At 70.8% G+C, this 25,878-nt stretch carries 21 protein-coding genes; 6 read left to right on the forward strand and 15 right to left on the reverse strand.

Going from position 1 to position 25,878, the window contains the following annotated elements; genetic code table 11:
* The first annotated feature begins 32 nt into the window (after window positions 1–32).
* Entirely contained in the window at window positions 33–737 is a 705-nt protein-coding gene (locus JNB62_RS08475; protein ID WP_220300432.1) for a DUF1775 domain-containing protein, read from the forward strand.
* A gap of 60 nt (window positions 738–797) precedes the next feature.
* A complete protein-coding gene (locus tag JNB62_RS08480) occupies window positions 798–2,462 on the forward strand; it encodes a Mur ligase family protein (RefSeq protein WP_220300433.1) in 1,665 nt (554 codons plus the stop codon).
* A gap of 332 nt (window positions 2,463–2,794) precedes the next feature.
* On the opposite strand, the gene dxr is transcribed toward JNB62_RS08480, so the two are convergent.
* Together dxr and JNB62_RS08490 are read right to left on the reverse strand one after the other, a co-directional pair.
* Window positions 2,795–3,883: a 1-deoxy-D-xylulose-5-phosphate reductoisomerase gene (gene dxr, locus JNB62_RS08485; RefSeq protein WP_220300434.1), complete on the reverse strand. Its 1,089-nt coding sequence runs from the start codon at window positions 3,881–3,883 to the stop codon at window positions 2,795–2,797.
* A gap of 38 nt (window positions 3,884–3,921) precedes the next feature.
* Window positions 3,922–4,887 carry an FKBP-type peptidyl-prolyl cis-trans isomerase gene (locus JNB62_RS08490; RefSeq protein ID WP_220300435.1) on the reverse strand — a complete coding sequence of 322 codons (966 nt, stop codon included), beginning with the start codon at window positions 4,885–4,887 and terminating at the stop codon, window positions 3,922–3,924.
* 96 nt (window positions 4,888–4,983) lie between these two features.
* Here JNB62_RS08490 and JNB62_RS08495 point away from each other — a divergent pair, with 96 nt between their 5' ends.
* Complete coding sequence (locus JNB62_RS08495; protein ID WP_220300436.1) at window positions 4,984–5,820, forward strand: lysophospholipid acyltransferase family protein; 837 nt, start codon at window positions 4,984–4,986, stop codon at window positions 5,818–5,820.
* A 93-nt stretch (window positions 5,821–5,913) separates the two neighbouring features.
* On the opposite strand, the gene JNB62_RS08500 is transcribed toward JNB62_RS08495, so the two are convergent.
* Window positions 5,914–6,390 (reverse strand): OsmC family protein, encoded by a 477-nt coding sequence (locus tag JNB62_RS08500; RefSeq protein ID WP_220300437.1) that lies wholly within the window; start codon window positions 6,388–6,390, stop codon window positions 5,914–5,916.
* Between the two features lie 52 nt (window positions 6,391–6,442).
* Here JNB62_RS08500 and JNB62_RS08505 point away from each other — a divergent pair, with 52 nt between their 5' ends.
* Both JNB62_RS08505 and ald read left to right on the forward strand, forming a co-directional pair.
* Window positions 6,443–7,432 carry an asparaginase gene (locus JNB62_RS08505; RefSeq protein WP_220300438.1) on the forward strand — a complete coding sequence of 330 codons (990 nt, stop codon included), beginning with the start codon at window positions 6,443–6,445 and terminating at the stop codon, window positions 7,430–7,432.
* Between the two features lie 56 nt (window positions 7,433–7,488).
* Entirely contained in the window at window positions 7,489–8,604 is a 1,116-nt protein-coding gene (ald, locus tag JNB62_RS08510) for an alanine dehydrogenase (protein WP_220300439.1), read from the forward strand.
* 78 nt (window positions 8,605–8,682) lie between these two features.
* Here ald and JNB62_RS08515 read toward each other — a convergent pair whose 3' ends face one another.
* From JNB62_RS08515 to JNB62_RS08545, 7 genes are all read right to left on the reverse strand, one after another.
* Complete coding sequence (locus JNB62_RS08515) at window positions 8,683–10,248, reverse strand: APC family permease (RefSeq protein ID WP_220300440.1); 1,566 nt, start codon at window positions 10,246–10,248, stop codon at window positions 8,683–8,685.
* Window positions 10,249–10,280: 32 nt separating this feature from the next.
* Entirely contained in the window at window positions 10,281–13,013 is a 2,733-nt protein-coding gene (locus JNB62_RS08520; RefSeq protein WP_220300441.1) for an FtsK/SpoIIIE domain-containing protein, read from the reverse strand.
* Between the two features lie 225 nt (window positions 13,014–13,238).
* Window positions 13,239–14,132, reverse strand: a complete 894-nt coding sequence (locus tag JNB62_RS08525) for a PP2C family protein-serine/threonine phosphatase (protein WP_220300442.1) — start codon at window positions 14,130–14,132, stop codon at window positions 13,239–13,241.
* A gap of 63 nt (window positions 14,133–14,195) precedes the next feature.
* Window positions 14,196–16,259, reverse strand: coding sequence for an ABC transporter ATP-binding protein (locus JNB62_RS08530; RefSeq protein WP_220300443.1), 2,064 nt, complete (start codon window positions 16,257–16,259; stop codon window positions 14,196–14,198).
* Window positions 16,256–17,989: an ABC transporter ATP-binding protein gene (locus JNB62_RS08535; RefSeq protein WP_220300444.1), complete on the reverse strand. Its 1,734-nt coding sequence runs from the start codon at window positions 17,987–17,989 to the stop codon at window positions 16,256–16,258. The genes JNB62_RS08530 and JNB62_RS08535 overlap by 4 nt, the downstream gene beginning before the upstream one ends.
* Window positions 17,990–18,162: 173 nt before the next feature.
* Window positions 18,163–19,152 (reverse strand): aldo/keto reductase, encoded by a 990-nt coding sequence (locus tag JNB62_RS08540; RefSeq protein ID WP_220300445.1) that lies wholly within the window; start codon window positions 19,150–19,152, stop codon window positions 18,163–18,165.
* Window positions 19,153–19,255: 103 nt separating this feature from the next.
* Window positions 19,256–20,047, reverse strand: a complete 792-nt coding sequence (locus JNB62_RS08545; protein ID WP_220300446.1) for a DUF5684 domain-containing protein — start codon at window positions 20,045–20,047, stop codon at window positions 19,256–19,258.
* Between the two features lie 179 nt (window positions 20,048–20,226).
* Between JNB62_RS08545 and JNB62_RS08550 the strand changes: the two genes are divergently transcribed.
* On the forward strand, window positions 20,227–20,706 hold the full coding sequence (locus JNB62_RS08550) for a DUF4282 domain-containing protein (protein ID WP_220300447.1): 480 nt from the start codon (window positions 20,227–20,229) through the stop codon (window positions 20,704–20,706).
* 3 nt (window positions 20,707–20,709) lie between these two features.
* On the opposite strand, the gene JNB62_RS08555 is transcribed toward JNB62_RS08550, so the two are convergent.
* The 5 genes from JNB62_RS08555 to atpA all read right to left on the reverse strand — a co-directional run bounded on the left by JNB62_RS08555 (window position 20,710) and on the right by atpA (window position 25,843).
* Window positions 20,710–21,459 (reverse strand): YaaA family protein, encoded by a 750-nt coding sequence (locus JNB62_RS08555; protein WP_220300448.1) that lies wholly within the window; start codon window positions 21,457–21,459, stop codon window positions 20,710–20,712.
* Between the two features lie 90 nt (window positions 21,460–21,549).
* Window positions 21,550–21,810, reverse strand: coding sequence for a F0F1 ATP synthase subunit epsilon (locus JNB62_RS08560; protein ID WP_220300449.1), 261 nt, complete (start codon window positions 21,808–21,810; stop codon window positions 21,550–21,552).
* 1 nt (window position 21,811) lies between these two features.
* Window positions 21,812–23,260 (reverse strand): F0F1 ATP synthase subunit beta, encoded by a 1,449-nt coding sequence (gene atpD, locus JNB62_RS08565; protein ID WP_220300450.1) that lies wholly within the window; start codon window positions 23,258–23,260, stop codon window positions 21,812–21,814.
* 28 nt (window positions 23,261–23,288) lie between these two features.
* Window positions 23,289–24,185 (reverse strand): F0F1 ATP synthase subunit gamma, encoded by an 897-nt coding sequence (locus JNB62_RS08570; protein WP_220300451.1) that lies wholly within the window; start codon window positions 24,183–24,185, stop codon window positions 23,289–23,291.
* Window positions 24,186–24,205: 20 nt separating this feature from the next.
* Window positions 24,206–25,843, reverse strand: a complete 1,638-nt coding sequence (gene atpA, locus JNB62_RS08575) for a F0F1 ATP synthase subunit alpha (protein ID WP_220300452.1) — start codon at window positions 25,841–25,843, stop codon at window positions 24,206–24,208.
* Between the last annotated feature and the right edge of the window lie 35 nt (window positions 25,844–25,878).

Below are 25,878 nucleotides of genomic sequence, written 5' to 3' on the forward strand. Positions count from 1 at the left end.
GTGCCGCGCGCCGAAGACGAAAGACGATTCCCATGACCACCACCACTCGTTCCTCCCGCCGCCCCCTCGCCCTCGCCGCCGTCGCCCTCGGGTCGGGCCTCGTACTGGCTCTCGGCGCGCCTCTCGCCGCCTCGGCGCACGTGCACGTGGACCCCGGAGCGGCCGCCGCGGGCGCCACCGAGACGCTCACGTTCTCGTTCGCCCATGGCTGCGACGACTCCCCCACCACCGCGCTGGCGATCGACATCCCCGAGGGCGTGGCGAACGCCACGCCCGTCGTCCAGGGCGGCTGGACGATCACGCGCGAGCTCGGCACCGACGGTGTTCCGACGCGCGTCGTGTTCACGGCGGACACGCCCGTCGAGAGCGGCCTGAAGGCCTCGGTCGCGATGGATGTGCTGTTCGCCGAGTCGGCCGCCGACTCCGAGCTCGCCTTCCCCGTGACGCAGACCTGCGCGGTCGGCGAGACCGCATGGACGCAGGTCGCCGAGGACGACCAGGATCCGGAGGATCTCGACGCGCCCGCCCCCGTGGTGACGGTGGGTGCGGTCGCCGACACCGACGCGGACGGCGGCCACCACGACGACGGGGTGGATGCCGCAGCCGACGATGAGACGGCGGTGGCGGCATCCACCGATTCCGCCGACCCGGTCGCGCGCTGGCTCGCCGCAGGAGGCCTGGTCGCGGGCATCGCGGCCCTCGTCGTCGTCCTGGTGCGAGGCCGCCGCCGCGCCTGACCGGTCGCCGCACGGCGCTCGCCCGCGCAGGGGCGGGCGCCGTGCGAAGATGGATGCGCCATGCCGACCGACGCGCCTTCGAACCTGCCCCCGGTACTCCGCCCCGACGCGCCGCCGACCCACTCCGTCGCCGACCTCGCCGCCCGATTCGCCGGCGCCGTGCGCGGCGACGTCGAAGGCAGGACGCTGACCGGCCTCACCCTCGCCACCGCCGATCTGCGACCCGGTGACGTGTTCGTCGCCGTGCAGGGCGTCAACCGCCACGGCGCCGAGTTCGCGGCCGCCGCGGCCGAGAAGGGCGCCGTCGCGGTCGTGACCGATGCCGCAGGAGCCGACGCCGCCGCGGCGAGCGGACTGCCCGTGCTCCTGGTCGACGATCCGCGCGCACTCCTGGGCGACCTCTCGGCGTGGGTGTACAGCACCGGCCGAGACGACCAGCTGCCGACGCTGTTCGGCACGACCGGCACCAACGGCAAGACGAGCGTGTCGCACCTGCTCGAGGGCATCCTCGGCCAGCTCGGCGTGACCACGGGACTGTCGTCGACCGCTGAGCGACACATCGCCGGCCAGGTCATCGTGTCGCGGCTGACGACTCCGGAGGCGTACGAGATGCACGCCCTCCTCGCGCTCATGCGCGAGCGCGGCGTCGAGGCCGTCGCCGTCGAGGTCAGCGCGCAGGCGCTCAGCCGCCGGCGTGTCGACGGCATCATGTTCGACGTCGCGGGGTTCACGAACCTCACCCACGACCACCTCGACGACTACGCCGACATGCGCGAGTACTTCGAGGCGAAGCTGCCGCTGTTCCGCGCCGACCGCTCGCGCCGCGCCGTCGTGTGCGTCGACTCCGCCGCCGGCGCCGAGGTGGTCGCCCGCAGCGAGGTGCCGACGGTCACCGTGGGCACGCCGGCGCTGGCGTCGGATCGGGATGCCGCAGCCGCCGCCGACTGGGTGGTCGAGATCCTCGACGAGCGCCAGGTGGGCACCGAGTTCCGCCTGACCGCCCGCGACGGACGCACGCTGACCACGCTGGTGCCCGTGATCGGGCGCCACATGGCCGCCAACGCCGGACTCGCGATCGTCATGATCCTCGAGGGCGGCTACGCCTGGGAGCGCCTCGTCGACGCGCTGGACGGCGGCCGCATCGAGGCGTACCTGCCCGGTCGCACGGAGCTCGTCTCGGGCGAGACCGGCCCTGCCGTCTACGTCGACTTCGGCCACTCCCCCGACGCCTTCGAGAAGACGCTGGCCGCAGTGCGCCGCGTCACCCCGGGCAAGGTCGTCATGCTGTTCGGCGCCGACGGCGACCGCGACGCCACCAAGCGCCACGACATGGGACGCACCGGCGTCGAGGGCAGCGACATCCTCGTCGTGACCGACCACCACCCGCGCCACGAGGACCCCGACTCGATCCGGGCGACCCTCGTGGAGGGTGCGCGTCGCGCGCGCCCCGACGCCGAGGTCCATGAGTACTCGCCGCCCGAGCGCGCCATCATCGAGGCCGTGGCGCTCGTCGGCGACGGCGACGCGATCCTCTGGGCCGGCCCCGGGCACCAGGACTACCGCGACATCCGCGGCGTCCGCACGCCGTATTCGGCCCGCGAGCTCGCCCGCCGCGCGTTGCGCGCCGCCGGCTGGCCCGTCCCCGAACCGCACTGGCCGGTGCCGTACCCGGAGGACGAGACGCCGGCATCCGATCCGCTCCGCCCTGTGTACCCCGAGGCCTGAGTCCGCCCCCGCTCGTTGAGCGAGGCGAGGAACGAGCGAAGACGAAACCCCCGCCCTAACCTGCGTCTCGCCTACCCTGACGCCTCAGCCCACCCCCGCTCGTTGAGCGAAGCGAGGAACAAGCGAAGACGAAACGCCCCGACCGCACCTGCGTCTCGCCTACCCTCACGCCTGAGCCCACCCCCGCTCGTTGAGCGAAGCGAGGAACGAGCGAAGACGAAACGCCCCGACCGCACGAACGACCTCGTGCCGGCCTGCGTTTCGTCTGCGCGCGCCAGAGCGCGCTCCGCTCAACGACCGAGGGCGAACTCGGGCGGCGGAGCGACCGCCGCTCACCGACTTGCCGCGGCGATCGCCTTGTCGGCGGTCCGGCGTGCCCACGCCTCGGCGTCGACGAGCGCCTCGCGGGTGAGCGCGTCGGGAGCCTCGTGCGCGTCGACCACGCGCGCGACCGTGTCGAGGATGCCGAGGAAGCTCAGGCGGCCCTCGTGGAATGCGTCGACGGCCTGCTCGTTGGCCGCGTTGAACACGGCCGGGTAGGTGCCGGCGGCGCGCCCGACCTGCTTCGCGAGACGCACGGCCGGGAAGGCCGCGTCGTCGAGCGGCTCGAAGGTCCACGACATCGCCGTGGTCCAGTCCAGCGGCGCGCCGACGCCGGCCACGCGGTGGGGCCAGTCCAGGCCGAGCGAGATGGGCAGCCGCATGTCGGGCGGCGACGCCTGGGCGATGGTCGACCCGTCGACGAACTCCACCATCGAGTGCACGATCGACTGCGGGTGCACCACGACGTCGATCTCGGCGTACGGCACGCCGAACAACAGGTGCGCCTCGATCACCTCGAGCCCCTTGTTGACGAGCGTCGCCGAGTTCGTCGTGACGACGCGGCCCATGTCCCACGTCGGGTGCGCGAGCGCCTCGGCCGGTGTCACGGCTTCGAGGGATGCACGGCTGCGGCCGCGGAAGGGACCCCCGGATGCCGTCAGCACGAGCCGCCGGACCTCGTGACGCTCCCCCGACCGCAGTGCCTGCGCGATCGCGGAGTGCTCGGAGTCGACCGGCACGATCTGGCCGGGCCGCGCGAGCGCCGTCACCAGGTCGCCGCCGACGATGAGGGACTCCTTGTTGGCGAGCGCCAGCGTGCGGCCGGCCTCCAGTGCGGCGAGCGTCGGACCGAGCCCCACCGAACCGGTGATGCCGTTGAGCACCACGTCCGCCTCGACGTCGCGCACGAGCTGCTCGGCCTCGACGGCGCCGAGGGCCGTGTCCTCGACGCCGAACTCGGCGGCCTGCGCCTCCAGTCCGGCACGGTCGGACCCCGCCGCCAGCCCCACGACCTCGAACCGCCGGGGATTGGCCCGCACGACGTCGAGCGCCTGCGTGCCGATGGATCCGGTCGAACCGAGGATGAGGACGCGCCGCATCCGGCCAGCCTAGCGGCGCGGCCGGATGCGGCCTGCGACTACTGCTGCGGCGTGCGCTGCGTGCCGAGGATGTCGACGACGAAGATGAGCGGCGAGTTCGCGGGGATCTTGCCCTGCGCCTGGTCGCCGTAGCCCTCCGACGCCGGGATGACCGCGATCACCTGCGAGCCGACGGTCTGACCCTCGAGGGCCTTCTGGAAGCCCTGCACGACGCCGGTGGTCTGGAACGCCGACGGCTCGCCGCGGCTCCAGCTGGAGTCGAACTCGGTGCCGTCGGGCAGGACGCCCATGTACTGCACGAAGACCTGGTCGCCCGGGTTCACGGTCGGACCGTCGCCCTTCTTGAGCACGCCGAGCTGCGTCGTGTCGGGCGCGGTGAAGTCGTCCGCGACCGTGACGGTGGGCTTGCCGTCCTCGTCGAGCTCGACGGTCGGCATCCCTTCGACCGGCTCCTGGTCGACGCCTGTCGCGGTCGTCGGGAGCTGCTCCACCGACTGCACGACGACGACGACGTTGGAGGCGCCCTGGCTGAGCATCGATCCCGGGATCGTGAGCGCCTCGGTCGAGCCGAGCGGCGCGCAGAGCACGGCGGCGCCGGTGATCGTGCTGGCGTTGACGATGATCGGCACCAGGCCGGAGTCGTCGGGCGACGTCGTCGCCGAATCCATGGCGACCTGTCCCGTGGTCGGATCGATCCACACGTACTGGCCCGACACGAGCTCGCCGCTGGCGAGATCCTCACCGTCGCCCTCGGTGGCGGTCGTGCGCTGCAGCTCGGTGAAGGCGAGGTCGGTGGGCGCGGTCGCCGTCAGCGACGGCGCGCTGCCCGAGACGGTCACGGCATCGGAGTCTGCGCCCGACTTCGGGTCGAGACCGCAGTCCGAGGACGCCGCGGTCGGCGTGGGCGTCGAGTCGGTGTCAGGAGCGTCCGACGACGCACAGCCGGCGAGCAGGACAGCCGACAGCGCGGCGACGGAAAGGGCGGCGAGCGGTCGAATGCGCACGGAACAACCTCAAGTCGGTGAAAGGGGAGCCTCCATCCTTTCGCATCTTTGCTCCGCTCGCGCTGAATGTTCCCTATGTCAGGCGCTTCTGGCGCCATGCCGTTACCGGAATGCAATCAGGAGTACCCTCTACGGGTGACTTCCGACCTGGTTCCCGGCGCCGACCACACCGCCGACGAGGTCACCCCCGAACCGGACACGTCGCAGCTGCAGCAGCCCCCGGCCCGCCGGATGGGCCTCACCTACGTCTTCGGCCGCATGATCGTCGCGCCCCTCGCGCGCATCGTCTACCGTCCGCGGATCGAGGGCAAGGCGAACGTGCCGAAGTCCGGTCCGGTCATCTTCGCGAGCAACCACCTGTCGTTCATCGACTCGGTCGCCATTCCGGTGGCGGCGCCCCGGCCCGTGCACTTCCTCGCGAAGGCGAGCTACTTCGACAAGCCCGCCTCGCGGTGGTTCTTCACCGCCATCGGCGCGATCCCGGTGCAGCGCGGGGCCGGCCAGGCGGCTCTGGACGCCCTCGATCAGCAGCGCGAACTCCTCGACGAGGGCCGGGCCGTCGCCCTGTACCCCGAGGGCACGCGGTCGCTCGACGGTCGCCTCTACAAGGGCCGCACCGGCGTCGCGTTCCTGGCGCTCCAGACTGGCGCGCCGGTGGTCCCGGTCGGGCTCATCGGCACCGACAAGGTCATGCCCGTCGGCGCGCGCATGCCGAACCGCAAGCCTCGTGCGACCGTCCGGTTCGGAGCGCCGCTCGACCTCTCGCACCACGGCCCGGCGTCGTCGGGCAAGGCGCGCCGTCTTGCGACCGACGAGATCATGTCGGCCATCCACGCGCTGTCGGGCCAGGAACTCGCGAACGCCTACAACGAGGTGCCGGCACAGAACACGATCGAGCGCATCAAGCAGGTGCTCCCCCACGAGCGCCGCTGACCTCCCCGCGAGACTTACCCGCGAGGGGTCACCTCCCGGCTGAGAGGGCGGGGCCATGCCAACCCCTCGTCCGCCAGATGGACCCTCGCGGACTCAGGCGGGCGCGACGACGATCGTCGCCTCGTGGCGGACCGGGAAGTTCACCGAATTGGCGATGAAGCACCACTCGTTGGCCTGCCGGTGCGCGGCGTGGGCGGCATCCACCATCGCGGCGTCGGCCACCGTCACCCGGGGTCGCAGCACGACCTCGCGGAACGCGCCGCCCCCGCGGCCGTCCTCGACCATGACCCCGGTCGCCTCGTCCTCATAGCCGACGACGACGACGCCCGCCTGCACGCACGCGTGCAGGTACGACAGCAGGTGGCACTCGCTGAGAGCCGAGAGCAGGAGGTCCTCGGGGTTCCAGCGGGACGGATCGCCGCGGAAGGCCTTGTCGGACGAGGCGAGCAGGGCCGGCTTGCCCTCGACCTCGATCGTGACGGCACGGTCGTAGTCGCGGTATCCCGACGTGCCGGACCCCCGGTCGCCGGTCCACGTGCTCCGGACGGTGTATCGGTGCTCACCCAGCATGCGGACAGTCTGGCATGACAGCAGCGGTCCGCGGCGGCGGTAGGCTGGCGGGGTGCCGCAGACCTTCGCCGCAGCCGACGCCGCCGAACTCGCTGTCGTCGAACGCAGTGGATTCGTCGAGTCGCGGCATGCGGGCATCGCGATCGTCCTCGCCGCCGACGGCACCGTCAGCGAGAAGCTGGGCGACCCGGCGGCGCTGATCCTCCCCCGCTCCAGCCTCAAGCCGCTCCAGGCGCTCGCCTGCCTGTCGGCGGGCGCGCCTCTGGAGGGCGAGCGCCTCGGCCTGTCCACGGCGAGCCATTCCGGCACGGACCGGCATGTCGCCGTCGTGCGCGAGATCCTCGGGCAGGCGCAGCTGGGCGAAGAGGCGCTGGGATGCCCCGCCGACTGGCCCGGCGACACCGCCACCCGGGACGAGCTCGTGCGCGAGCTCGGTCAGCCGCAGCGCATCCGCATGAACTGCTCGGGCAAGCACGCGACGATGCTGCTCACGAGCGTCGTCAACGGCTGGGACACCGCGGGCTACCTCGCCCCCGAGCATCCCGTGCAGGTGCTGATCCGCGAGACGATCGAGCGGCTCATCGGCGAGAAGGTCTCGGCCACCGCCGTCGACGGCTGCGGCGCCCCGGTGTACGCGATGACGCTCTTCGGGCTCGCGCGCGCGATCCACCGCATCGGCACCTCCTCGACCACCTCGCCCTTCGCACTGCACCGCAGCGCCGGTGCGCTCGTCGAAGCCGTCCGCGCGAATCCGTGGACCATCGCGGGCCCCGGCCGCCCCGACACCATCGCGATCGAGAGCCTCGGCGTCTTCGCCAAGGGCGGCGCCGAGGGTGTCATGGTGATGGTGGCCCCCGACGGCACGACCGTCGCGCTGAAGATGCTCGACGGCAGCGGCCGCGCGGCCACCGCCGTCGCCCTGCGCCTGCTGGAACGCCACGGCGCACTCGATTCCTCCGACGTCGCTGCGACGATGTCGAGACTTCCGCTGGCCGTCACCGGCGGCGGACAGGATGTCGGGGCCATCCGCCCCGCCTTCTAGAGGCGCTCCCACGAGGAGCCCGAGCGCTCCAACGGCGGAGCGGAAAGGATCGCGCGATGAGGATCAGTGTCCCCACCGAGGTCAAGAACAACGAGTACCGGGTCGCCCTCACTCCGGCGGGTGTGCATGACCTGGTCGCCACCGGCCACGAGGTCTTCGTGCAGCGGGGGGCCGGCGAGGGCTCATCCATGCCCGATGCGGAGTACGAGGCCGCCGGTGCCGTGCTGCTCGACGACGCGGCCGAGGTGTGGGCACGCGCCGAGCTGCTGCTGAAGGTCAAGGAGCCGATCGCGTCGGAGTACGGCTACTTCCGTGACGACCTGGTGCTCTTCACCTACCTTCATCTGGCGGCGGACCGGCCGCTCACGGACCGGCTCGTCGCCGACGGCGTCACGGCCATCGCGTACGAGACGGTGCAGCTGCCGGGCGGCGGGCTTCCGCTGCTGGCCCCGATGAGCGAGGTCGCCGGCCGATTGGCCCCCATGGTGGGCGCGTCGACGCTGATGCGGTCGGCGGGCGGGCTCGGCCTGCTCATGTCCGGCGTGCCCGGCACCCGCCCGGCGACCGTGACGGTCATCGGCGGCGGCGTCGCCGGCGCCAACTCGGCGTACATCGCCGCCGGCATGGGTGCCGACGTGACGATCTTCGACACCAACATCCAGCGGCTGCGGTTCCTCGACGACCACTTCCAGGGGCGCGTCAAGACGGCGGCGTCCAATCCGCTCGATCTCGACCGGGCCGTCGTCGGATCGGACCTCGTCGTCGGCTCGGTGCTGATCCCGGGCGCCAAGGCTCCGAAGCTCGTCACGAACGACATGGTGTCGCGCATGCGACCCGGCTCGGTACTCGTCGACATCGCGGTCGACCAGGGCGGCTGCTTCGAAGACACGCATCCCACGACGCACGACGACCCGACGTTCCGCGTGCACGACACCGTGTTCTACTGCGTCGCGAACATGCCGGGCGCCGTTCCGAACACGTCGACGTCGGCGCTCACGAATGCGACGATGCCCTACATCCGGCAGATCACGCGCAACGGCTGGCGCGAGGCGCTGCGCGCCGACGCCACACTGGCCGCCGGTCTCAACACCCAGGGCGGCCGCGTCGTCAACGCGGGGGTGGCGACGGCGCACGGCCTCGACGCCGCGCCGCTCGAGTCCGCACTGGCGTGATCAGAGCGACGGATGCCGCCTCCCCGGGGCTCGTGACGAGCCCGGGGAGGCGGCATCCGCTGTACAGGGGGTCCTGCGTCAGACCAGGCCGCCGTCGATGGACCGGCTGAACTCGGCCGGGTCTTCGGGGACGAGCACCGGGGTCTCGCGGTTGAGGCTCTCGCCGCGGAAGAACGGCTTCGCGCCGGGGAACATCCACCAGACGAGCATCAGCACGACGCCGAGCAGCAGCGAGCCGATGCCGAGGACGAACGTGCCGCCGATGCCGAAGAGCACCGTGTAGCCGTAGTCGACGTCCCACATGTCGATGGCCGACTGGATGAACGCGTACGTCAGCATGAGAGCGCCGAGCAGCGGGAAGATGCCCTTGAACCACAGGTTGCGCGCCGACGTGAACAGTTCCTTGCGGAAGTACCACACGCTCGCGTAGCCGGTGATGCCGTAGTAGAAGGCGATCGCGAGGCCGAGCGAGAGGATCGAGTCCTGCAGGATGTTGTCGCTGATGAGCGTCATGCCGATGTAGTAGACGCTCGCGACGATGCCCATGACGATCGTCGAGAACGACGGCGTCTTGTACTGCGGGTGCACCTCCATGAACTTGCGCGGGAGCGCACGGTAGGCCGCCATCGCGAGGGTGCCCCGGGCGGTGGGAAGGATCGTGGTCTGCGTCGACGAGACGGCCGAGATCAGCACCGCGACGACGAGCACCCAGCCGAACGGGCCGAGCAGGCCGTCCTTGATGGAGAGGAAGAAGTCGTCGGCGTTGGCCTCGTTGCCGAGGCCCGTCCCGGTGTCGCCGAGTCCGGCGTACATCATGGCCGCGACGGTCACGCCCACGTAGGTGACGAGGAGGATGACGCACGTGAGGAGAGCAGCGCGACCGGGGATGCGCTTGGGATCCTTGGTCTCTTCGTTGAGCGCGAGGCACGTGTCCCAGCCCCAGTAGATGAAGAGGGCGAGCAGGACGGCCTCGGTGAAGCCGTGCCAGTCGGTGAACGCGGCCGGGTTGAACCACGACCAGTCGATCGGCGTCGGGTTCGGCGCGGTGCCGGTGGAGAACTGCCACACGGCGGCGATCACGAAGATCGCGAGAGCGAGGTACTGGATGCCGAGCAGCACGTTCTGGATGCGCTCGCCGATCTCGACGCCGCGCCAGCTGATCCAGGTCATCGCGAGGATGAACACGACGCCGGTCGCGGTGACGAGGGGCACGTTGCCGGACAGCAGCGCGTCGTCTGGGCTGCCGATGATCCCGTCGACCAGAGCCCAGAAGTAGATGCCGCCGATCTGGGCGAGGTTGGCGAGCACGACCATGCCGGCCACGGCGACACCCCAGCCGCCCAGCCAGCCGGTCACCGGACCGAACGCCTTCGTGCCCCACGTGAACGTGGTGCCGCAGTCGGGCACCGCGTTGTTGAGTTCGCGGTACGCGAAGGCGATGAACAGCATCGGGATGAACGCGACGATGAACGCGATGGGCGCCTGCGCGCCGACCGCGAGCACCACCCAGCCGAGGGTCGCGACGAGGGAGTAGACGGGAGCGGTGGAGGCGAGGCCGATGACGGTGGAACCCCATAGTCCCAGCGTGCCGGCTGCGAGCCCCTTGCCGTCCGGTCGATCGAGATCGATGGGGGAAGTAGCCACAGAGCGACGTTAGGTGCACGGAGAGGACCCGGTCAACGCGAGGTCCCGACGGTTCGGCCGGAATCGGATGCGGGCAGGACGATGCGGACGGGATCGCCTCCGGCCGACACCAGCCAGGCGCGCCCGCGCCCCGGCTCGCAGTACGGCGGAACGCCTCGGAACCCTACGAGCACGCGGAGCTCCGACGCGCATGACGTGTCGACGACGAGGTCGTGGTCGCCTCGCACGTCCGCGAGCAGACGCCAGTGCCGCTGCCAGTCCTCGGGCTCCCCCGTCAGCACCACGCGCCCGTCGGCCGCCGCCGAGGGATCCGCCGCGTACTCGTCGAGCCCGCGCACGCGCGCCCCCGCGGCCTCCCACGCGGCGAGCGCGTCTCGGCTCGACGGCGACCGTCGGGCGACGAGGCCGGTGACTCGCGCCGACGGGTCCCACGGCTCGGCGACGACCCGCGGGGTGGGCGGCCGCTCCGGGGCGAGCGCCGTCTGAATGGTCCGGCCGTCGAGACGGCCGCGCCCCGCCGGGGCGCCGGGGTCGAACGTCGACGGATCGCCGCCGGCTGCGGCGTGGTCCATGCGCGTCGGGTAGCGCAGCAGCAGGCGCCGCGGGAACAGCTCGGCCAGGCGCGCCACCGCACCCGGCAGCCGATGCGCGCCCGCGACCACGAGGGCGCCCGATTCCGCGGCTCTCCGGACGGCGGTGTCGAGGCGCTCCCACAGCGCCTGTCCGTATTCAGCGGGGAACCGCGTCGCGATCGCGTCGAGGTCGTCCAGGACCACGACGGCACCGGCCGCCGGCGGCTGCTCGGCAAGGGCTGTCACGGCGTCCCACACGCCCTCCGCATCCGCGGGCAGCCTGATCGAACGCGCCGCCTGGGCGCCGACGAGATCGAGGACGTTGGACACCCCCGCCCCCGGACCACCGACCACGAGCAGCGCGCGGTCGGCGGCCGTCATCGAGACGACGGGCTGACGCTGGCGCTCGGGCTCGTCGGCGATGCCCAGGAGCAGCCGGCCGGGAGCCGCATCGGCGCGCTCGGCGAGTTCGGCCAGCAGCACTCGGCGCGGGAGCTCGGGCAGCCAGGCGCGCCGCGGCGCGCCTTCGCCGCCGCGCAGCACGGCGGCCTCGACGTCGTCGGGGCCCGACAGTGCGATGCGCACCGGCACAGGCTGCGCATCGGCGGCGCGGCGGACCAGCGCGCACCCCCGCGCCGCCACGCCTCCCGGGAGCAGTGCGGCATCGTCGACGCCGAGCAGCGCACGACTGTCGGCCGCATCGGTCACGCGCAGGCTCACCCGCAGCGGACAGTTCGCGAGCAGGTTGTCGCGGATGACACCGGCCGTGCGCTGCGTGCCCAGCACCAGGTGGATGCCGAGAGCGCGTCCGCGCGCCGCCAGGTCGGCGAAGACCGCGTGGAGCTCGGGGTGGTCCGCGAGCAGCGCCGCGAACTCGTCGACCACGACGATCAGCCGGGGCAGCCGGACGCGAGGGTCGAGGATGTCGCGAGCGCCCGAAGCCGCGATCGTCGACTCCCGACGGCGGAGCTCCGCCCGCAGGCTCTCGATCGCGCGGCGGGCCCCCGAGCCGTCGAGATCCGTGATGACGCCCGTGACATGCGGCACTCCCGACAGCGCGTCGAAGGCCGTGCCTCCCTTGAAGTCCGCGAGCAGGAACGTCACGTCGTCGACCGACCGGGTGGCGCACAGCGACAGGATCCACGTGATGAGCAGTTCGCTCTTTCCGGAGCCGGTCACTCCCGCGACGACGGCATGCGGTCCGTCCTGCACGAGGTCGACGACGAACGGCTCGGCCCCGGCGCGGCCGATGACGGCCGGCAGGGCTCCGTCGGCCTCGCCCGCCTCCTTCGTCTCGTCACGGAGGGCGGCGAGCGCGATGGGTGCGGCGGCGTCGCGTGCGATGCCGAGGCTCTGCTCGGCACGGGCGGCGAGCCGGGCGGCGATCGCCCGGGCCTGGACGACAGAGACCGCCTCCACCTCGAGCTCGACGGTCTCACCGGCGTGCTCGAGCCGAGCAGCACGGGGTGAGGTCACGGTGACGACGGCTGCGCAGCGCGGCGGCAGCGGGTCGCCCGGCCGGCACCGCGCGATCGCGATGTCGGCGTCGGCGGGCACGCGGGCGCCAGGCGCCACCATCGTGAGCCGCGCGCCGGTGAGGGCGGTGCGATGAGGCAGCTCCTGCGCCCAGGCGGACTCGCCCTCGCACGGTCCGACGACGCGGACCTCACCCGGCGCGTGCGCGAGGCACAGCTGCAGCACGAGCGCCCGCTGCACGGCCGCCGCCAGCACGTCCGGCCCGACCACGGCGACGCCGCCTTCCGCTGGTACCGCCACCGGGGCGCCCGCCAGACGGGCTGCCCGACGGCGCAGTGCCACTGCCTCCGCATCGCCGTCGCCGCCGGTGACCCGCACCGCGCTGGCGCGCTCCCCCGCGCCGACCACGATCGAGGCGACCGGCCCGCCGCGCCACACGTCCTCGTCCCGGTCGTCGAGCCGAGCGACGTCGGGCCGGCGCGCCCATAGCTGCGCCCGCTCGGCGTCGTGGCGCTCGACGACCGCCGCAGCGACGCGCTCCCGCGCGCGGGCGGCCTCGACGGACGCGCGGCGGCCGTCGCGTCGCGACGCACGCCTCGCGTCGAGCAGCGTCGCCGCCGCGATGAGGGGTCCGAGCAGCGCGAACCACAGCGTGTAGACCGATCCCGTCACGACCCACAGCGCGACCGCGCCGACGACGGGAACGATCGCCGCCACGAGTGGCAGCGGCGGCCGCGAAGGCGGAGTCCATGCCGCCGGGAGGATCAGCGGCTCGTCGTCGAACGCGACCGAGGACGCGGTGTCGGGTGCCGCCGATCGCCCGGGGCTTATCGGGGACGATGCGCGAGTGGGGGCGGTGAGGAGTGTCGGTCGCACTCCCTCAGTCCACTCCCGGATCGACGCCGAGTGTCGCCGTGCGACCGCTTCTGGGGAGAACCCGCGTCAGCCGGCGTCTGTGGAGGAACCGGCGTCGTCGGCGTCGGCTGGGGTCGCGGCATCCACTTCGACGACGTCGTCGTCTGCGGCCTCGCCGACCGGACCGGTGTCTTCGTCGACGTCGGTGCGAGCCGCGGGGTCGGCGACGTCGAGCACGACGATCGTGATGTTGTCGCGGCCGCCGTTCTCGAGCGCCGCCTCCAGCATCGCCGTCACGGCGTCGGCGGGGTCGGGGTTCTCGTCGAGGAAGTGGCGGATGCCGTAGTCGGTCAGCTCTTTCGTGAGCCCGTCGGAGCAGATGACGAATCGGTCGCCGTCCGCGACGTCGAGGCGCACGTAGTCGGGCTTCACGCCGTCGCTCGGCCCCACGGCGCGCGTGATGACGTTGCCGTACGGGTGGTTCTCCGCCTCTTCGGGGCTCAGGCGTCCCGCAGCGACAAGCTCCTGCACGACCGAGTGGTCCGTCGTGATCTGCACGATCGACCCGTCGCGCACCAGGTATACGCGCGAGTCGCCGATGTTGAGGGTCACCCAGTGCGCCGCTTCGCCGCTCGTGTCGAGGAACACGCCGGTCACCGTCGTACCGGTGCCGTCGTCGGTGGCCTCGGGATGCGACGCGATGTCTTTCACCGCACGCGCGAGCGCCTTCTCGATCGTCTTGGGGGTCACCTGGCCTGCGTCGGCGACGGCGGTGAGGCGATCGATCGTGCTCGCGCTCGCGATCTCTCCCCCGACGTGTCCACCCATGCCGTCGGCGACGACGAACAGCGGGTAGTCCGCGAAGAACGCGTCCTGGTTCACCTCGCGACGACGACCGGTGTCTGTGACACCGGCCCACGAGAGCTCGAGCACGCCACCGGGAACCGGAACGGTGCGCGATTGGGTGGATACCTCGGGCACGCCCTGTCCTCCCGATCGACGGCGTCGAGACCGGGCGGCCCCGCGTCTTCACATCCTAGTGGGTCACTCCACCGCCTCTTCGGACTCCGCGAGTGCGTCGACGACGATCTGGGCCGTCGTCGGCGGCGGGCCGAGCGGAACCGCGGGCACCGTCACCGGCTCGTCCTCGTCGATCGCACCTTCGAACTGCGCGTTGTACAGGCGCCAGTACGCGCCCTTCGCCGCCAGCAGCTCGTCGTGCGAGCCCTGCTCGACGATCGCGCCGTTCTCCATCACCAGGATGAGGTCCGCGTCACGGATCGTGGAGAGCCGGTGCGCGATGACGAACGCGGTCCGGTCCTCGCGCAGTCGCGACATCGCGCGCTGGATGAGCAGCTCGGTGCGCGTGTCGACCGACGACGTGGCCTCGTCGAGGATCAGGATGCGCGGATCCGCGAGGAACGCGCGAGCGATCGTGACGAGCTGCCGTTCGCCGACGCTGAGGTTCGTGGCCTCGTCGTCGAGCATCGTGTCGTACCCGTCGGGCAGCGCGTGCACGAACCGGTCGACGTAGGCCGCCGTCGCGGCCGCGACGAGCTCCTCCTCGGAGGCGTCCGGACGCCCGTAGAGGATGTTCTCGCGGATCGTGCCGGCGAACAGCCACGTGTCCTGCAGCACCATGCCGGTCCGGCGACGGAGGTCGTCGCGGGTCATGTGCAGCGTGTCGACGCCGTCCAGCGTGATGCGACCGGAGTCCACGTCGTAGAACCGCATGATGAGGTTCACGAGCGTCGTCTTGCCGGCGCCCGTCGGGCCCACGATCGCGACGGTGCTGCCCGGCCGCGCGGCCAGGGTCAGCCCCTCGATGAGCGGCTTGTCTTCGACGTAGCGGAACGACACGTCCTCGAACTCGAGGCGGCTGGCGTTGTCGGCGACGGTGCGCGCGTCCGCGTCGTCCGGGGTCTGCTCGTCCTCGTCGAGCAGCTCGAACACGCGCTCGGCGCTCGCCACGCCGGACTGCAGGAGGTTGGCCATCGACCCGAGCTGGCTGAGGGGCTGCGTGAACTGCCGCGAGTACTGGATGAACGCCTGCACATCGCCGATCGACATGAGGCCGGCGGCGACCTGCAGACCGCCCACGACGGCGATCGCCACGTACACGAGGTTCCCGATGAACATCATGGCGGGCATGATCACGCCCGAGAGGAACTGCGCCCCGAAGCTCGCGCGGTACAGCTGGTCGTTCTCGCGCAGGAAGTCGGACTCGACCTCCTGCTGGTGGCCGAACACCTTCACGATCGAGTGGCCGGAGAACGTCTCTTCGACGCGCGCGTTGAGCACGCCCGTATGCGCCCACTGCTGCACGAAGAGCTTCTGCGACCGCCGTGCCACCAGCACCGTGATGACGAGCGTCAGCGGGATCGTCACGAGCGCGATCACGGCCAGCAGCGGCGAGATGACGAACATCATGACGAGCACGCCGATGACCGTCAGCAGCGAGATGACCAGCTGCGAGAGGGTCTGCTGCATCGTCTGCCCGATGTTGTCGACGTCGTTGGTGACGCGGCTCAGCAGCTCGCCACGCTGCACGCGGTCGAAGTACGAGAGCGGCAGACGGTGGACCTTCTCTTCGACCTGCATGCGCAGCCGGTGCATCGCGCGCTGCACGATCCCGTTGAGGATGCGCGCCTGCAGCCAGCTGAACACGCTCGCGAACAGGTAGACCGCGAGCACGGCCGACAGGATCCACGCCAGCTGGTCGAAATCGATGCCCGCGCCGGGCACGAAGTCCATCGCCGAGATCATGTTCGCCTGATCCTGGTTGCCCGAGGCGACGAGCTGATCGACGACCTGCTGCTTCGTGACGCCGGCCGGGACCTGGAGCGAGATGAACCCCGCGAACACGATGTTGGTGCCTTCGCCGAGCAGCTTGGGGCCGATCACCGACAGCGTGACCGAAAGGATGCCGAGCACGAGCACGCCGACGAGCCTCGGCATGTCCGAACGCAGGGTGCCCAGCAGGCGCTTCGCGCTGGGACCGAAGTTCTGCGCTTTCGCGCCCGGGGCCGCCATGCCGCCGCCGAAGGGACCGCGGCCGCCTCCGGGTCCGGCCGGACGCGCCGGCGCTGCGCTGTGCCGCTCGCTCATGCCGCCGCCTCCGCCGCCAGCTGGGATTCGACGATCTCGCGGTAGGTCTCACAGGTGTCGACCAGATCGTCGTGCACGCCGATCCCGACGATCCTGCCGTGGTCGAGCACGACGATCTGGTCGGCGTGCTGGATGGTCGACACGCGCTGCGCCACCACGAGGCGTGTCGCGTCCGGCAGATGCGTGTCGAGGGCACGCCGGAGGGCGGCATCCGTCCTCAGATCCAGTGCCGAGAACGAATCGTCGAAGATGTAGACCTCCGGGCACTTGACGAGCGCCCGGGCGATGGCGAGCCGCTGGCGCTGACCGCCCGACACGTTGGTGCCGCCCTGCGCGATCTGCGCCTGCAGGCCGTCGGGCATGGCGCGGACGAAGTCGGCACCCTGGGCGAGTTCGAGCGCCTCCCACAGCTGTTCGTCGGTGGCGTCATGGTCGCCGTACCGGAGGTTCGAAGCGACCGTGCCTGAGAAGAGGAACGCGCGCTGCGGCACGAGGCCGACGCGCGTCCACAGCTCGTCGGGGTCGTAGTCGCGCACGTCGACGCCGTCGACGCGCACCGCGCCCGCCGTCACGTCGAACAGGCGCGGGACGAGGCTCACGAGCGTCGTCTTGCCCGAGCCGGTCGAGCCGATGACCGCCGTCGTGGTGCCCGGCTCGATCGTGAAGGTGAGGTCGTGCAGCACGGCCTCCTCGGCACCCGGATACGCGAAGTCGACGTGGTCGAACTCGACGCGCCCGGCAGGAGCGGGAGCGGATGCCGCCACCGCAGGCGCCGACACCGACGGCGCCGTCTCGAGCACCTCGCCGATGCGGTTCGCGCACACCGCGGCGCGCGGGATCATCACGAACATGAACGTGGCCATCATGACGCCCATGAGGATCTGCATGAGGTAGTTGAGGAAGGCGAACAGCGTGCCGATCTGCACCCCGTTGTCCTGCACCTGGAACGCCCCGAACCAGATCACGGCGACGCTCGACAGGTTCATCACGAGCATGACCGCGGGGAACATCAGCGCCATGAGGTTGCCGGCGCGCAGCGCCGTGTCCTTCACGTCCTCACTCGCCGTCGCGAACCGCGCGCGCTCCTCGCGCTCGCGCACGAAGGCGCGCACGACGCGGATGCCCGACAGCTGTTCGCGCATGATCTGGTTGACGCGGTCGATCCGCTTCTGCATCTGCGTGAACGCGGGCACCATGCGCACGACGATGAGTCCCACGATGATCAGCAGCACCGGGATCGACACCGCCATCAGCCACGACAGCCCGGCATCCTGTCGGATCGCCAGGATGACGCCGCCGATCGCGAGGATCGGGGCCGACACCATGAGCGTCGCCGACACCTGCACGAGCATCTGCACCTGCTGCACATCGTTGGTGTTGCGGGTGATGAGCGACGGCGCGCCGAACTGGCCGACCTCGCGCTGTGAGAACGCCACGACACGGCGGAACAGGTCGCCGCGCAGATCGCGGCCCACGCCCATCGCGAGGCGGGATCCGAAGTACACCGCGATGATCGAGCACACGACCTGGGCGAGGCTGACCAGCAGCATCACGCCGCCCGTCTGCCAGATGTAGGGGATGTCGCCCTTGACGACCCCTTCGTCGATGATGTCGGCGTTCAGCGTCGGCAGCCACAGCGAGGCGAGCGACTGGGCCAGCTGGAACACCACCACGGCCACGATGAGCAGCCAGGCGGGGCGAAGATATCGCCCCAGGAGCTTCCCGAGCACGGCGGTCCTTTCCGGCGCGCGACGTCGCCCGCTCTCGCGGGCCGCGCACGAGAAGTGACGCTACGCCTGCGCGCGCGTCGCCGACAACCCGGGGCGTACGCCGTGGGCGAACTGCGCCGGAGTGGTCCGGGGAGGATTCCCGGGGGCCGCGCGACGCGGCCCCCGGGAGCACGTCACGCGGCTGCGTCGGGCGGCGGGAAGAGCCCGTCCAGCAGCTGCAGGTCCGCCTCGGTGGGCGTCCATGCGGTGGCCGCCTCGGCGTTCGCGCGCACCTGCTCGGGGGTCGTCGCCCCGGCGATCACGCTCGACAGCGCCGGGTGCGAGAGAAGCCATCCGAACGTGGCCTGCAGCATTGTGATGCCGCGCTCGTCGCAGAACGCCTGGTAGGCCTCCAGCGCATCCCACGGAGCCTCGTAGTAGAGGTTCGCGCGCTGCCGCATGATGCGCGAGTCCGCGGGCGCGTCGTCGCGCGTGAACTTGCCGGTGAGCAGACCGTTGTGGAGGGGGAAGTACGGGAAGAAGCCGAGACCGTACCGCTCGACGGCGCGCAGCACGTTCCGCTCCGAGTCGCGAGAGAGCAGGCTGTACTGGTTCTGCGCCGAGATGTAGGGCACGCCGCGGCGCATCAGCGCCGTGAAGTGCGCCTCGGCGATCTGCCAGCCCGAGAAGTTCGAGTGCCCGACGTAGCGCACCTTGCCCTCGCGCACGAGGTCGCCCAGCGTGTCGAGCGTCTCTTCCATCGGCGTGTCGTTGTCGGGCACGTGCAGCTGGTACAGGTCGATCCAGTCCGTCCGCAGGCGGGTGAGGGATGCCTCGACCGCACGCCGTATGTACGACCGGGAGCCCTTCGCGCCCGAGGGCGGGTACCCCATGTCGCGGCCGGGGTGGCCGAACTTGGTCGCGAGGATGACCTCGTCGCGACGTCCCTGGAGCGCCTCGCCCATCAGCGTCTCGGACAGCCCCGGTTCGGCGCCGTACATGTCGGCGGTGTCGAGGAAGGTGACCCCGGCGTCGATCGCGGCGTCGAGCACGGCCCGCGTGCCCTCCAGCGTCTGCGTGCGGGTGCCTTCCCGGCCGAAGTTGTTGCAGCCGAGGCCGACGGCGGAGACGAGCAGGCCGGACGCGCCGACGCGGCGCAACGGAACAGTGGCAGTGGGGGTCATGTCTCCACGTTAGCCCCGTGGGCCGACCCGCTTCGTCGCGGATGACCGCTGTCCCGCGCAACGGAACAGCCCCTCGCCCGAAGGCGAGGGGCTGTTGCTCAGGTCACTGCTTCGGTGCCTCCGGAGCCGCGGGCGGCTCGGTCGTCGGAGGCTCGGTCGCGGGCGGCTCGGTCGCCGGCGGCTCGGGGGACGCGGGCGGCGTCTGCGGCGCGGCCGGCGGCGGCGTCACCGGCGGCTGCGCGCCGGCGGGCGGCGGAGTCGTCGGTGCGGCGGGCGGAGCCGGCGGCGCGGCCGGAGGCGTGTAACCGGCAGGCGGCGCGGGCGGGGCTGCGTAGCCCGCCGGGGGCTGGTAGCCGGGCGCCGTGGCGGGGTTGGCAGGATACCCGCCCGCCGGCACCTGCGACGGGACGCCCGCCCAGACCGTGTTGTCGGCGAGGAAGTTGCCCGCCCACGGCGCGGCCGGGATGGCGGTGTTCCACCGCGAGCGGTCGAACGCGTTGATGCCGAGCCACACGATCGCCAGGAAGAAGTACAGGATGAGCCAGACGGCCTCCTTCTGCAGCTTCAGTCCGACGCGCCACGCGGCGGCGAGCGAGTACAGGAATGCGGCGAGGCCGATGAGCCAGCCCAGCACGGGGACCCAGCCCAGGACGGCGGTGCCCGCCCACAGGATCAGCAGCCACCACGGGTTGAGGTCGCCGAGCTTCACGAAGATCAGCGTGTTGTACACAGGGACCCAGGCGCGCCAGCGGCCCTGGACACCGGCCTTGTCGAAGATCTTCATCAGGAACCACGAACTGATGAGGTACGCGGCGATGGCGAACAGGAAGAACAGAGGCGCGAGCACCAGGAACGCCAGAACGCTCCCGTACCCGCTGTCGTCGTACGAATCCATGGTGCGACCTCCGGAGAGTCGGATGGGCGTGTGGGGCACGCCCGCGGAGCCGCTGCTCCGCTCGACACATGCTAGCGAGGCTCTCAGCTTCCTGTCAGCATTCGTGACGTAACGGGGGGATAGCCCCTCCGCGCCCCGGTGGATAGCCTGAGCACCACCACCCGACCGAAAGGCCGCACATGAGCGATCCGACTCCCGCCACCCCGACGCCTCCGCCGCTGCCCGAGCAGTCCGCGGCCGCCGCTGCGGCCAGCGCTCCCGCCGCACCTGCGCCCGCGCCCGCCGATCCGGACGACACCGGCGTCCCTCCGGTCCTCGGCGAGGCGGGCGACGTCGGCAAGGGATTCTTCGCCGCCCTGTTCGACCTGTCGTTCCGCACCTTCATCACGCGGCGGCTGGCGAGCGTGTTCTACCTCGTCGGCCTCATCGCGATCGGCATCGGCTTCGTGGTGTACTTCGTGGGCGGCATCCTGAGCGGGATCTCGCTGCTGTGGTTCAACCCGGGAGCCGGCATCAGCGGACTCATCGCGACCGTCATCGTCGTGCCGGTGCTGACGTTCCTCGCGATCATCCTGCTGAGGTTCATCATCGAGGGTGTCGTGGCGCTCATCGCGATCGCCGAGAACACCGAGCGCACCGCCCAGCACACGAAGCACTGACGGTCAGGCGAACAGCTCCAGCTCGCCGGCGCCGGTCTCGCGCACGCGCAGGCCCGCGGCATCCGCCCACCGCACGAATCCGGCGGCAGAAGAGATGCGGGGCCGCTCGTCCGCGAGTCGGCGCACCAGAGCGCCCTTGGCGTGCTTGTTGAAGTGGTTCAGGGCCCGCACCGCCCCGTCCGGCCCCTCGCTCACCACGCGGACGTAGCGGTTCGGGATGCCGTCAGACACGGGTCCGAGCGCGACGTACGCCTCGGACCGCAGGTCGAGCACGAACGACGGCTCGTGCTGCACGAGCGCCGCCGACACGGCCTCGGCCCACAGCCGCCGCAGCGGAGGCAGGTCCGGCAACGACGTGCCCGCGCCGAGGCGGTACGCCGGGATCCCGTCGAGAGCGCCCACCGGCCCGAACGGCGCCGAGTGGATGAGCACATGACGGCCCAGCCACCGTCGCGATGCGGACGAGAGGGATGCCGCACCCAGCGCGTCGAACAGCACGCCGGTGTAGCGATCTACCGCGGGCATTGTCGGCGCGGCCCGCAGCGCGGCGTTCGCGGCGATCTCCCCACGCTGCGTGGGGCCGAGCTTGAGGACGCGTGCCGCCGCATCCTCGTCCGAGGAGAGTGCGACGAGCGCGTCGACGACGGCGGTGCGCTGCGGCGCGAGCGCCGGCAGCGCGACACCCTCGGCGTCGAACGGGCGACCGTCGCCGCCGGGGCGCTTCGTCTCGGACGGCGGCAGCAGGATCAGCACGGCAGGTCTTCCGGTCGGTGAGCGAGGGCGGGCGAGACGAAACGCCCCGAGCCGACGAGCGGCTCGGGGCGTCTCAACGACGTACGGGCGTCAGGAGATCAGTGCGGCGTTGCCCGCGACGATGGTGAGCACGTCGCCCTCCATCGAGAGGAAGCCGTCCTGCGCGTTCGCGATGATCTTGGTGCCCGAGGACTCGGTGATGCGCACCTGGCCCTCGGCGAGGATCGCGAGCACCGGCTCGTGACCGCTCATGAAGCCGATCTCGCCCTCGACGGTCTTGGCGACCACGAGCGAGGCCTCACCCGACCAGACCTCCGCGTCCGCGGAGACGAGGCTGACGTTGAGCGGCATGTCAGCCGTTCTCCTTCTGGATGCGCGCCCACGCCTCTTCGACGTCGGAGATGCCGCCGACGTTGAAGAACGCCTGCTCGGCGACGTGGTCGAACTCGCCCTTGACGATCGCGTCGAACGACTCGATGGTCTCCTTGATCGGGACCGTCGAACCCTCGACACCCGTGAACTTCTTCGCCATGTAGGTGTTCTGCGAGAGGAACTGCTGGATGCGGCGCGCGCGGGCGACGACGATCTTGTCCTCTTCCGACAGCTCGTCGACACCGAGGATCGCGATGATCTCCTGAAGCTCCTTGTTCTTCTGGAGGATCTGCTTCACGGCGGTGGCCACACGGTAGTGGTCCTCACCGATGTACCGCGGGTCGAGGATGCGGCTCGTCGAGGTCAGCGGGTCGATGGCCGGGTACAGACCCTTCGACGCGATCTCGCGCGAGAGCTCCGTGGTGGCGTCGAGGTGCGCGAACGTGGTCGCCGGCGCCGGGTCGGTGTAGTCGTCGGCGGGGACGTAGATCGCCTGCAGCGAGGTGATCGAGTGACCGCGCGTCGAGGTGATGCGCTCCTGGAGCACACCCATCTCGTCGGCGAGGTTCGGCTGGTAGCCCACCGCGGAGGGCATGCGGCCCAGCAGCGTCGAGACCTCGGAACCGGCCTGCGTGAAGCGGAAGATGTTGTCGATGAACAGCAGCACGTCCTGCTTCTGCACGTCGCGGAAGTACTCCGCCATCGTCAGGGCCGACAGGGCGACACGCAGGCGCGTCCCCGGCGGCTCGTCCATCTGGCCGAAGACGAGGGCGGTCTTGTCGAAGACGCCCGCCTCTTCCATCTCGCCGATGAGGTCGTTGCCCTCACGGGTGCGCTCGCCGACACCGGCGAACACCGACACACCACCGTGGTCCTGCGCGACGCGCTGGATCATCTCCTGGATGAGGACCGTCTTGCCGACGCCCGCACCGCCGAAGAGGCCGATCTTTCCACCCTGCACGTACGGCGTGAGGAGGTCGATCGACTTGATGCCGGTCTCGAACATCTCGGTCTTGGACTCGAGCTGGTCGAACGAGGGCGCCTGGCGGTGGATGCCCCAGCGCTCGGTGATCTCGATCGTCTCGCCCGGCTCGGCGTTCAGCACCTCACCGGTGACGTTGAAGACCTTGCCCTTGGTGACGTCGCCGACGGGCACCGTGATGGGACCGCCGGTGTCGCGAACCTCCTGGCCGCGGACCATGCCGTCGGTCGGCTTGAGCGAGATCGCGCGCACGAGGTCGTCGCCGAGGTGCTGTGCGACCTCGAGCGTGATCTCCGTCGACTCGCCCTCGATGGTGATGGTCGTCTTGAGCGCGTTGTAGATGTCGGGGATCGAGTCGTGCGGGAACTCGATGTCGACGACGGGGCCGGTGACGCGCGCGACGCGCCCGACGACCGTCGTCTCGGTCTTGTCAGCGGTGAGGCTCATGGCTTCTTCTCTTTCGTGTGGTCTTGAATCACTTGCTCGACGCGAGCGCGTCGGCGCCACCGACGATCTCGGCGATCTGCTGCGTGATCTCGGCCTGGCGCGCGTTGTTGCGCAGGCGCGTGTAGTCGGTGATGAGCTTGTCGGCGTTGTCGCTGGCGGACTTCATCGCCTTCTGCGTCGCGGCGTGCTTCGCGGCCGACGACTGCAGGAGCGCGTTGAAGACGCGGCTCTGGATGTACACCGGCAGCAGCGCGTCCAGCACCGTCGCGGCATCCGGCTCGAACTCGTAGAGCGGGTACACCTGCGCGGATGAGACCTCTTCGGCCTCGACCACTTCGAGCGGGAGCATGCGGACCGTCTCAGGGGTCTGGGTCATCATGCTGACGAAGCGGTTGTACACGAGGTGGATCTCGTCCACGCCGCCGCTGTCGCCGCCGCGGTCGTAGGCGTCCAGCAGCGCAGCCGCGATCTCTTCCGCCGTGGAGAAGTGGGGCGTGTCGGTGTCACCCGTCCACTCCCCCGCGCTCTCCATGCGGCGGAACTGGAAGTACCCGACGGCCTTGCGGCCGATGAGGTAGAACACCGGCTCCTTGCCCTGCTCGCGCAGGAGCTGAGCGAGCTCGAGGCCCTCGCGGAGGACCTGCGAGTTGAACGCGCCCGCGAGGCCCCGGTCCGACGAGAAGATCACGACGGCGGAGCGGCGGATCGTCTCGCGTTCGACGGTCAGCGGGTGGTCGACGTTGGAATGCGTCGCCACGGCAGAGACGGCCCGCGTCACGGCACGCGCGAAGGGCGACGACGCGCGCACACGCGCCATCGCCTTCTGGATGCGCGAAGCCGCGATGAGTTCCATCGCCTTCGTGATCTTCTTGGTCGTCTGAGCAGTGCTGATCTTCTGCTTGTAGACCCGGAGTTGTGCGCCCATTGTCCTAGTCCAGGCCCGCCTTAGCGGCGGCCCTTGACGATCTTCTCCTGGTTCACGTCCTCGGCCTCAGCCGCCGCGACCTCTTCGTGGCCGGGCTTGCCGATGGCCTGGCCCTTGCCGGCCTGGAACTCGAGGATGAACTCGTCGGTCTTCTTGCTGAGCTCAGCCACGGTGTCGTCGTCGAGGACGTTCGTGTCGCGCAGCGTGTCGAGGATCGTCGTGTTGCGGCGGAGGTAGTCGAGCAGCTCGCGCTCGAACGCCAGCACGTCCTCGACCTCGATCGAGTCGAGCTTGCCGTTCGTACCGGCCCAGATCGAGACGACCTGCTCCTCGACGGGGTACGGCGAGTACTGCGGCTGCTTGAGCAGCTCGGTCAGGCGCGCACCGCGGGCCAGCTGGCGACGCGACGCCGCATCGAGGTCAGATGCGAACATGGCGAACGCCTCGAGCGAACGGTACTGGGCGAGCTCGAGCTTGAGCGTTCCCGAGACCTTCTTGATCGACTTGACCTGGGCGTCACCGCCCACTCGCGAGACCGAGATGCCCACATCGACCGCGGGACGCTGGTTGGCGTTGAACAGGTCGGACTGCAGGAAGATCTGGCCGTCGGTGATCGAGATCACGTTGGTGGGGATGTACGCCGAGACGTCGTTGGCCTTGGTCTCGATGATGGGAAGACCCGTCATCGAGCCGGCGCCCAGCTCGTCCGACAGCTTCGCGCAGCGCTCGAGCAGACGCGAGTGCAGGTAGAAGACGTCGCCCGGGTACGCCTCACGGCCCGGCGGGCGGCGCAGCAGCAGCGACACGGCGCGGTACGCCTCGGCCTGCTTGGTCAGGTCGTCGAAGATGACCAGGACGTGCTTGCCCTCGTACATCCAGTGCTGGCCGATGGCCGAGCCGGTGTAGGGAGCGAGGTACTTGAAGCCGGCCGGGTCGGACGCGGGCGCGGCGACGATGGTGGTGTACTCCAGCGCACCGGCGTCTTCGAGCGCGCCCTTCACGGCGGCGATCGTCGAGCCCTTCTGACCGATGGCGACGTAGATGCAGCGGACCTGCTTGTTGACGTCGCCCGACTCCCAGTTGGCCTTCTGGTTGATGATCGTGTCGATCGCGATGGCCGTCTTGCCGGTCTGGCGGTCGCCGATGATGAGCTGGCGCTGGCCGCGGCCGACCGGGATCATCGCGTCGATGGCCTTGATGCCGGTCTGGAGCGGCTCGTGCACCGACTTGCGCTGCATGACGCCGGGCGCCTGCAGCTCGAGGGCACGGCGGCCGACGGTGGCGATCTCGCCGAGGCCGTCGATGGGGTTGCCGAGCGGGTCGACCACGCGGCCGAGGTAGCCGTCGCCGACGGCGACCGAGAGCACCTCGCCGGTGCGGGTGACCGTCTGACCGGCCTCGATGCCGGCGAAGTCGCCGAGGACGACCACACCGATCTCGTGCTCGTCGAGGTTCAGCGCGAGGCCCTGCGTGCCGTCTTCGAACGTCACGAGCTCGTTCGCCATGACACCCGGCAGGCCCTCGACGTGAGCGATGCCGTCCGCGGCGTCGATGACGGTGCCGACCTCGGTGGCCGCTGCCCCCGTGGGCTCGTAGGCGGCGACGAAGTCCTTCAGCGCGTCACGGATGACGTCGGGGCTGATAGAGAGATCTGCCATTGTTTTCCTTCGTTCATGGGGCCTCGGCCCCGAAG

This window comes from Microbacterium jejuense, from assembly GCF_019511665.1.
Lineage (GTDB): Bacteria > Actinomycetota > Actinomycetes > Actinomycetales > Microbacteriaceae > Microbacterium > Microbacterium jejuense_A.

What these genes read in the sequence shown, in the direction of transcription:
- atpA (WP_220300452.1), bottom strand. Translation starts at nt 25,843, where the DNA reads ATGGCAGATCTCTCTATCAGCCCCGACGTCATCCGTGACGCGCTGAAG.
- JNB62_RS08495 (WP_220300436.1), top strand. Translation starts at nt 4,984, where the DNA reads ATGCCGTTACCGGAATGCAATCAGGAGTACCCTCTACGGGTGACTTCC.
- JNB62_RS08500 (WP_220300437.1), bottom strand. Translation starts at nt 6,390, where the DNA reads ATGCTGGGTGAGCACCGATACACCGTCCGGAGCACGTGGACCGGCGAC.
- JNB62_RS08530 (WP_220300443.1), bottom strand. Translation starts at nt 16,259, where the DNA reads ATGAGCGAGCGGCACAGCGCAGCGCCGGCGCGTCCGGCCGGACCCGGA.
- JNB62_RS08545 (WP_220300446.1), bottom strand. Translation starts at nt 20,047, where the DNA reads ATGGATTCGTACGACGACAGCGGGTACGGGAGCGTTCTGGCGTTCCTG.
- JNB62_RS08480 (WP_220300433.1), top strand. Translation starts at nt 798, where the DNA reads ATGCCGACCGACGCGCCTTCGAACCTGCCCCCGGTACTCCGCCCCGAC.
- JNB62_RS08475 (WP_220300432.1), top strand. Translation starts at nt 33, where the DNA reads ATGACCACCACCACTCGTTCCTCCCGCCGCCCCCTCGCCCTCGCCGCC.
- ald (WP_220300439.1), top strand. Translation starts at nt 7,489, where the DNA reads ATGAGGATCAGTGTCCCCACCGAGGTCAAGAACAACGAGTACCGGGTC.
- JNB62_RS08540 (WP_220300445.1), bottom strand. Translation starts at nt 19,152, where the DNA reads ATGACCCCCACTGCCACTGTTCCGTTGCGCCGCGTCGGCGCGTCCGGC.
- JNB62_RS08570 (WP_220300451.1), bottom strand. Translation starts at nt 24,185, where the DNA reads ATGGGCGCACAACTCCGGGTCTACAAGCAGAAGATCAGCACTGCTCAG.
- JNB62_RS08560 (WP_220300449.1), bottom strand. Translation starts at nt 21,810, where the DNA reads ATGCCGCTCAACGTCAGCCTCGTCTCCGCGGACGCGGAGGTCTGGTCG.
- atpD (WP_220300450.1), bottom strand. Translation starts at nt 23,260, where the DNA reads ATGAGCCTCACCGCTGACAAGACCGAGACGACGGTCGTCGGGCGCGTC.
- JNB62_RS08550 (WP_220300447.1), top strand. Translation starts at nt 20,227, where the DNA reads ATGAGCGATCCGACTCCCGCCACCCCGACGCCTCCGCCGCTGCCCGAG.
- dxr (WP_220300434.1), bottom strand. Translation starts at nt 3,883, where the DNA reads ATGCGGCGCGTCCTCATCCTCGGTTCGACCGGATCCATCGGCACGCAG.